The sequence below is a fragment of the Methylomonas lenta genome (assembly GCF_001644015.1).
Classification (GTDB): Bacteria; Pseudomonadota; Gammaproteobacteria; order Methylococcales; family Methylomonadaceae; genus Methylomonas; species Methylomonas lenta.
Genome location: NZ_LUUI01000119.1, coordinates 22,052 through 28,532 on the forward strand (window position 1 = coordinate 22,052; position 6,481 = coordinate 28,532).

Here is a 6,481-nt window from a genome sequence, read left to right on the forward strand (position 1 = left end):
ACAATACGGTTTCAGAGTGGCTTGTGAGTTTAATGGTTATTGCCGGAACTGAAGGGTATACCGAGAGCGCCGATTCTCTAATCGCACGGTACGAGAGAGTTTCGTTTGCCGAGAAATACGAGTCTGTCTTTCACTTGATGCCAGAAAAGACAAGCGATGTTTTGGACATCGGTGCGGGCACAGAAGCCGATGCTGCTTGGTTCGCGGCGGCGGGACTCGGGTGCTCGCCGTTGAGCCAACGGATCGCCTTCGAGATTCTGCGAAAGCGATTCACCCATCGCCGCTGATCGAGTGGGTTGCCGATAGCCTTCCCTATCTACGAAAGCTAATTTCCCTTGGACAAAGCTTTGACCTTGTACTCTTGACTGCGGCATGGATGCACCTAACCCGGCAAGAACGTCAGAAAGCAATGCCCAACGTCGCCGCATTGCTCAAAGTAGATGGAGTTCTGCTTATGTCGCTTCGGCATGGGCCTGTTCCAGAAAATCGGAGAATGTTCCATGTATCAGTTGCATATTCCACACCAAACCAGCCACCCATTCCGATTGAAATCCGCCACTGATTCTGATTCAAACCCGGCCATCAATTCCGACACGATTACGCCAGAAGTGAATGTTGGCTGTTGTGAAGGCTAACTGGTGCTGTCGACCCTTTCCCGCCATACACCTTTCTCCAAAGCGGCCGAATGCCCAAGTATTGTTTTTTGGGTTTCGCTTCTACAAAGCAGCCTTTCGTGGTCTCCGGCAGCCGGCCATCACCGGAAACTCGGGTCGGTAGGATGAGTATCTGGTCAAAGCCTTTCTCAGTGCATGGCAAAACACATCCGTCCGGATTGCGAGGAAATATACGAAACGTATATAATTCGTATATGTTTCATATGCGAGGTCGCTGATGGGTATTGTAAAAATTTCGGAACAGATGCACGAGAACCTGCGCGTGGCGGGGAACGCGCTAAGCAGATCAATCAATGCCCAGGCCGAACACTGGATGCGAGTCGGCATGTTGACCGAGCTACACCCAGAGCTGGACTATAGGGAAATCTGCCAACTTTTGATACGGGCTGAACTGGCGGGAGGACTAGACATCGCCGGCGCAGTAACAGGACAACTTGGCAAGACCGATACATTCACGGCCGAAAAACACTGATGGCCCACGGCGTTTCCATCAAGTCGGTTGAGGAGCTCGAAATGACGCGCCGGGCCGGACGACTCGCCGCTGAGGTTCTCAGCATGGTTGAGGCATACGTGGCGCCCGGCGTGAGCACAGAGACGCTCGACCAAATCTGCCACGAGCACATCGTGAATGTCCAGGGCGCCATTCCAGCCAACGTCGGGTATCACGGGTATCCCAAGACTATTCTTACCTCCGTCAACCAGGTGGTTTGTCACGGCATTCCCTCAGCCGACAAGATTCTGAAGAAGGGCGACATCATCAACATTGATGTCGCCGTCATCAAGGATGGCTGGTTCGGCGACACCAGTCGCATGTACTTTGTCGGCGTCCCCAGTGTGTTGGCTCGGCGCTTGGTGGAGACGACATACGAAGCATTGCTGGCCGGAATCCGGCAGGTTAAGCCGGGAGCCACTCTTGGCGATATTGGCCACGCAATCCAGTCGGTTGCTCAACGAGAACATTTCAGCGTAGTACGCGAATACTGCGGACACGGCATTGGGCAGGTCTACCACGATGAACCTAAAGTGCTTCACTACGGACGGCGCGGGGAAGGGCTCAAACTGGAGCCGGGGATGGTATTCACCATTGAGCCGATGCTCAATGCAGGCAAACGCGAAACCAAGGAATTGCCTGACGGATGGACAGTCGTGACAAAGGACAGGTCGCTATCCGCCCAGTGGGAGCACATGGTGGCGGTAACGCCTTCCGGGTATGAAGTGCTTACCCCTTGGACGGGCGCCACAGTTTCATACGCAGCGGTTTGACACTCAACCAGGGTGTGGTTTGGCTTTAGGCAGTTGTTCCTTGTGGGCTGGCAACCACGGTTTCAAGTCTTGCATTGCTCAACTTGCAGCCACAATTGAATGTCCGCATCCGCTGCGATACTGGCCCTACAGAATACTGAGTTGAATGTCGCTTGAGGTCGTCGGCGACCGTCTTCTCTTCAGACTCATCGCCGGAAAGCGGTCAATAAAATTCCGATTCCCGAAAGCGGCCAGTCGTCACTGAGTGCAGCCGACCCGTTGCAGACATTCGGATATGAATTTAAACTTCCCAATAGCGGTCATTGGCAAAGTAGCACTATCGATTCATTATGCCGGCCTTGCCTAGTGTTCTTCATTGTACGCCGGGTTTTTAGCATAGGTGTATTATGAGATGTCAGTCTTCCATCTGTTCTAATTCTTCAGCAAATTCGTTTATTTCATTTGCAATTGATTCCATTTTTTCAATCATGCTTCTTCTTACTTCTGGTCCTTGGCCCTCTATCTTTATTTTAAAAATTTCAATTTGTGCTTGCATTGAGGCTGTTTTTATCTGCCCTATATTTATACTATTTGCATATTCTTGAGCTTTAACTTGGGCGTTCAACTCTGCTCTTGATGCTTTCATTTCATCCCTTTGCAGTTTAAGTTCTTTACGTTGTAGATAGATTGTGTAAATGATACCTGCAAATGCTAAACCGCTAAATAATGCGTTTATAGAGCCGAAAAGGTCGCCGAATTGGCCGCGTGATGGCCAATCAGGTAAGTTATTGAATACACTCCACCACATTATCCCCCAAAGAATAATAGCCCCAACAACTAACCATATTAGCAATGAAATGCTTTCTTCTTTATTTTGATTTTCCGACATGTTTTTTCCTTTTTTAGACATGTTGAGGTACGAACCCCAACACTTTCTGGTTCCGATCTGTTAGGCTTCCTTGCGTGAGCTCAATCTACTGCACTAAAGCTGGTAGGAGGATTACCCGCTGAATTGAGCTACCGCCCGGCCAGATCTGCGGCTAATTCTATCCATCCGGCTATGTTTTTTCGTCCGTCTTGGGCTATGAAATCGTAACGTTCACAGTGCTTCGAAAGCGTGACCACCTGCTTGCTTGTCGGAGCATCGAACCACAGGTCGCTTTCAGGAATAGGGCGCGTGTAGTCGCTGTACTTTACCCATTTATCCCCGTTCTTCTCGGCGAAGTAAATTCCGTTTTCTGTTTTGTACAACCCGATGCAAGTAAGCGGGTCCACTCCTTTGGTACAGGTTTTACCATCCTTATTTTCAACTTTGTTAATGTCTACGGTCAGTAACCCGTTCCCCTTCAACACACTTTGGACAATTTCATACCTAACCCAACGCCTAGCCGACGTCTCGGCACCAGCGAGTATGCAAGTGACTGAAGTATTCTTTAGTCCATTTCTAAGGAAAGTTTTAAGATTATCTTCGCTTTCTTTCTTGGAAGCCTCGAAGACGCTACTGTCGAAAAAGCCGTCGGTAAACAGCCCTTCAGGTTTCACAACTCCACAGTTTCGTACGTTCCAAACTCTCCAATTGTCTGGTGTATAGTGAAACGAGAAAAAAGTTCTTCTAGCCATTTGGTATGTTCCTTATTAAAAAAAGTAAAAATGTAAGGGTGAAATTGATCAAGTGATCGCCTTATTTGTTCAGCTTCTTGATGAGCTGTACTAGTTTTTGAACTAACTCGGCGTTGGGTGTTGTCGGGTTCGACAATTCTGCTACGAGAGGTTCGACCCATTTGATGCCCTTATAGTGCTTATCGGGGGCGTCTATGACCGTCTCATATATTGTCTTCGAGGCATAACCGGTAGCTCCAACTGGGATCACGACTACTCCTTTCTGTACAGCGATTTCGAACTCCCTAATGACACCGTTTGCCTCGACTACCTCACCGTCAACAAGTTTGTTGCCAAAAACGAAAATAGCTATGCCAGCCAGCGAGATCATTCGCTGTCTATACTCTTCCCATAGCTGCTGCAAGTCTTGAGAACTGCTCGCAAATTGTGGGAAAGGGCGCATCACGAGCTGGTCCTCGGATAATTTTTCAGGATTTGAGTAAATTGCCTCAAGCGCACCGTTTATAACCGCGCTCCCGATACCCCATCCAAAACCGTTTACGACTCTGAAACCTTCACGTACAAGGCCAGCGGTCAATGTATGAACAAAAGTTTGGCCTTCCTGTCTAGACAAGTTACCAAACTCCTCAGCGCTTCCTGAAATAAACACAGTTTTCTTCCGAAAACGTGTTTCGATTTCTTTTAGGATACAGGGAATTTCTACGTAATCATCTATGAGCAGCGTCTGGATTCCAAAGCGTTTGAGGTCGTCTACCCGGAGTTCTTGTTTGCGCTGCTTGTACTTCGTGACTTCATCGTCATCTCCGATCTGTACTATCTCTCGTCGCAAGAAGCAGTAGTGCTGTCGCATCGGTTGGTTGACGTAAAGTCTACTAAGAACATAATCCAGGTTCGGATCTGTAAAGCTAAAACCAATGAAAAGAAAAGTTTTCGCGACGAGATCCCCGCTTAGAGCTGTTACGAACGGAGAGTGCGTCTGATAATATCGTTCATATTGTTGCTTATAGATTACAGCTTCATTTGCGACTGTGACATCGCCATGCATTTTGTAGACAACTGCGTCCCGTTTCGGACGAGTCGTATTCAATTGGCTAACACTATGCTTGATATCGGCCACTTTATAGGCACGTTTCAAGGCATCTTCAATTAGGCTGTCATAATTCGTAGTCCAGTATGTTCCGATAGGTAAGCGTGAAAGTATTTCATGGGTTTCCGATGGCTCTGCCTGTTCGGAAAATTCCTGTAGTATCTTTTTCGCGAGTCCTGCGCTGCTTTTCCGTTCGTTCACATGGAACTGGGTCAATGAAATCAGGTCGTGTTCATTTTCAACTTTAAGCCCCAATTCGTCTGCGATGTCCCTGAGCAGTTCGGGCCAATCTACATAGCCGCAACTCTTGGACATTCCGGCACCAGCGAAAACTGCTACATTGTTTTCTTCTAAGTCTTTGACAAAATCTTTGATAAAAGCTTCGATCTCTCGGCTAAAAGTCATATGGATTGATTTTTTAAAAAATTAATATGGATTAATGAATCGAGTTTGTATCACCTAAAAAGATGCTGCTCGAATTATTTGATTTTATACCGCTAAATGCTACGACTAAAATTTAAATGCATGTGAGCATTCGCTTAATGGCTTCAATATGTAAGGTGCAACAAGTACCTGGTGGAATCTGCGGAATCCAGCGCGTAGGTTGGGCTGACGCAGAAAACCCAACGGGAATCGGAACCGAAAAGTGTTGGTTTTCATTCTGTCATATTCATCACCATAAAGCGGCCATTCGTGACAGGCAGAAATTGGCCGGATCGAGCCAAAGAGGACGCAAGGTTGCTTGCCGAAAAGCGGTCATTCGCTGAACTTAGGGATGGAAAATTTCGCCGGCGCCCTCAACGGCCGGTTATGGCCGGTCGGCGCCACTGGCGGGTTTCGATTGGAATTCCTGGCGGGTTTGACATCGGAATCGGTGGCGGATTTCATTGGAATACGCATATCAGTCGACTATACAATCCTGCTTGCCGAACGGGAAGGTCTGCGCAACACTCTAAGCATCGAAGTACAGTCTGCCCAGTAATCAATCGCCAAGCCGGTGTAACGTGGTCATGGCTTGCCTTCAGCAAAAGTTACGCCTAGCCCTTCATTAAGGTGATTGACGATCTCTATAAGTGTTCTCTGATTTTTACCTTTTCGAGGGGATGGGCAAAAATAGCCAACGTACTAATGAAGGCCGCATCGAGGCCAAGGCCAAGGGAGTGAAGTTTGGTCGCAAACGCACTATCGATACCGAAAAACTAAGGACATTACGTAAGAATGGTCTAGGCGCTACCGATATTGCCAAGCAAATGGGCATTGGGCGGTCAACCGTTTACAAATTGCTGAATGAAACGGATGAGTGAGGGTAATCTTGAGACTTACATTGTTGCGTAGGAATACTTTGGCGGCTACCCACTTTACAACATCAAATCAGCCTCATTTATAAACATGAAAATAAAATAATCTATAATTGCATTAATGTTCAACAGCTTATAAAAATTATTATCGACGTTTTTAAAATCGATATTTCCTCTGTAAGACGATTATAGCAAGGCTTTCAGGGGTGTCGCGGGACAAACCGTTCTTTTGGTGAATTAACCCCTTTTCGCATGTGATTGCCGTTATTCTCAATTAACGCTAACGGTGATCGGCAATATTTGCCTCTGATGCCTAACGCACCGCCTCCAGTGGTTAACGTACGATTTTTCCGAATTCTATACTTCCCCCTAAAAGGCCAAGGCATTTATGCCTATGTCACATTAAATCATGGTGTAAAAGGCACTGATGAATTGAAACAGGCACTTGCCGATTTACGATGGTTAAGGTTGTTGGGCATGTTTTTCATGGCGTGCTCAAGACCTAATCAAGCCATCGAGCTGATGGTCTTGCGGAAACGGGTCAGCGCCAGCACGAAAAA

The 6,481-nt window shown here is 47.4% G+C and carries 10 protein-coding genes; 7 read left to right on the top strand and 3 right to left on the bottom strand.

Annotated features, from left to right (window positions below; all coding sequences use genetic code 11):
- Positions 1–23: 23 nt before the first annotated feature.
- The 4 genes from A1359_RS22855 to map all read left to right on the top strand — a co-directional run bounded on the left by A1359_RS22855 (position 24) and on the right by map (position 1,937).
- Complete coding sequence (locus A1359_RS22855; RefSeq protein ID WP_198159369.1) at positions 24–287, top strand: hypothetical protein; 264 nt, start codon at positions 24–26, stop codon at positions 285–287.
- Positions 221–562, top strand: a complete 342-nt coding sequence (locus A1359_RS23675) for a class I SAM-dependent methyltransferase (RefSeq protein ID WP_198159368.1) — start codon at positions 221–223, stop codon at positions 560–562. Before A1359_RS22855 ends, A1359_RS23675 begins: the two co-directional genes overlap by 67 nt.
- Before the next feature lie 329 nt (positions 563–891).
- Entirely contained in the window at positions 892–1,146 is a 255-nt protein-coding gene (locus A1359_RS14280; protein WP_066984313.1) for a ParD-like family protein, read from the top strand.
- On the top strand, positions 1,146–1,937 hold the full coding sequence (gene map / locus A1359_RS14285) for a type I methionyl aminopeptidase (protein ID WP_066984316.1): 792 nt from the start codon (positions 1,146–1,148) through the stop codon (positions 1,935–1,937). The genes A1359_RS14280 and map overlap by 1 nt, the downstream gene beginning before the upstream one ends.
- Before the next feature lie 394 nt (positions 1,938–2,331).
- On the opposite strand, the gene A1359_RS14290 is transcribed toward map, so the two are convergent.
- From A1359_RS14290 to A1359_RS14300, 3 genes are all read right to left on the bottom strand, one after another.
- Positions 2,332–2,805, bottom strand: a complete 474-nt coding sequence (locus tag A1359_RS14290; protein ID WP_066984319.1) for a hypothetical protein — start codon at positions 2,803–2,805, stop codon at positions 2,332–2,334.
- Between the two features lie 128 nt (positions 2,806–2,933).
- A complete protein-coding gene (locus A1359_RS14295; protein WP_066984322.1) occupies positions 2,934–3,536 on the bottom strand; it encodes a TIR domain-containing protein in 603 nt (200 codons plus the stop codon).
- Positions 3,537–3,597: 61 nt separating this feature from the next.
- Positions 3,598–5,028: an SIR2 family protein gene (locus A1359_RS14300; RefSeq protein ID WP_066984325.1), complete on the bottom strand. Its 1,431-nt coding sequence runs from the start codon at positions 5,026–5,028 to the stop codon at positions 3,598–3,600.
- Positions 5,029–5,365: 337 nt separating this feature from the next.
- Between A1359_RS14300 and A1359_RS14305 the strand changes: the two genes are divergently transcribed.
- The 3 genes from A1359_RS14305 to A1359_RS23240 form a co-directional block, all read left to right on the top strand.
- Positions 5,366–5,605: a hypothetical protein gene (locus A1359_RS14305; RefSeq protein WP_157200559.1), complete on the top strand. Its 240-nt coding sequence runs from the start codon at positions 5,366–5,368 to the stop codon at positions 5,603–5,605.
- 91 nt (positions 5,606–5,696) lie between these two features.
- Positions 5,697–5,927, top strand: a complete 231-nt coding sequence (locus A1359_RS14310) for a helix-turn-helix domain-containing protein (RefSeq protein ID WP_232322254.1) — start codon at positions 5,697–5,699, stop codon at positions 5,925–5,927.
- A gap of 252 nt (positions 5,928–6,179) precedes the next feature.
- On the top strand, positions 6,180–6,481 hold a 302-nt coding region (locus A1359_RS23240), incomplete at its 3' end, for a hypothetical protein (RefSeq protein WP_232322255.1).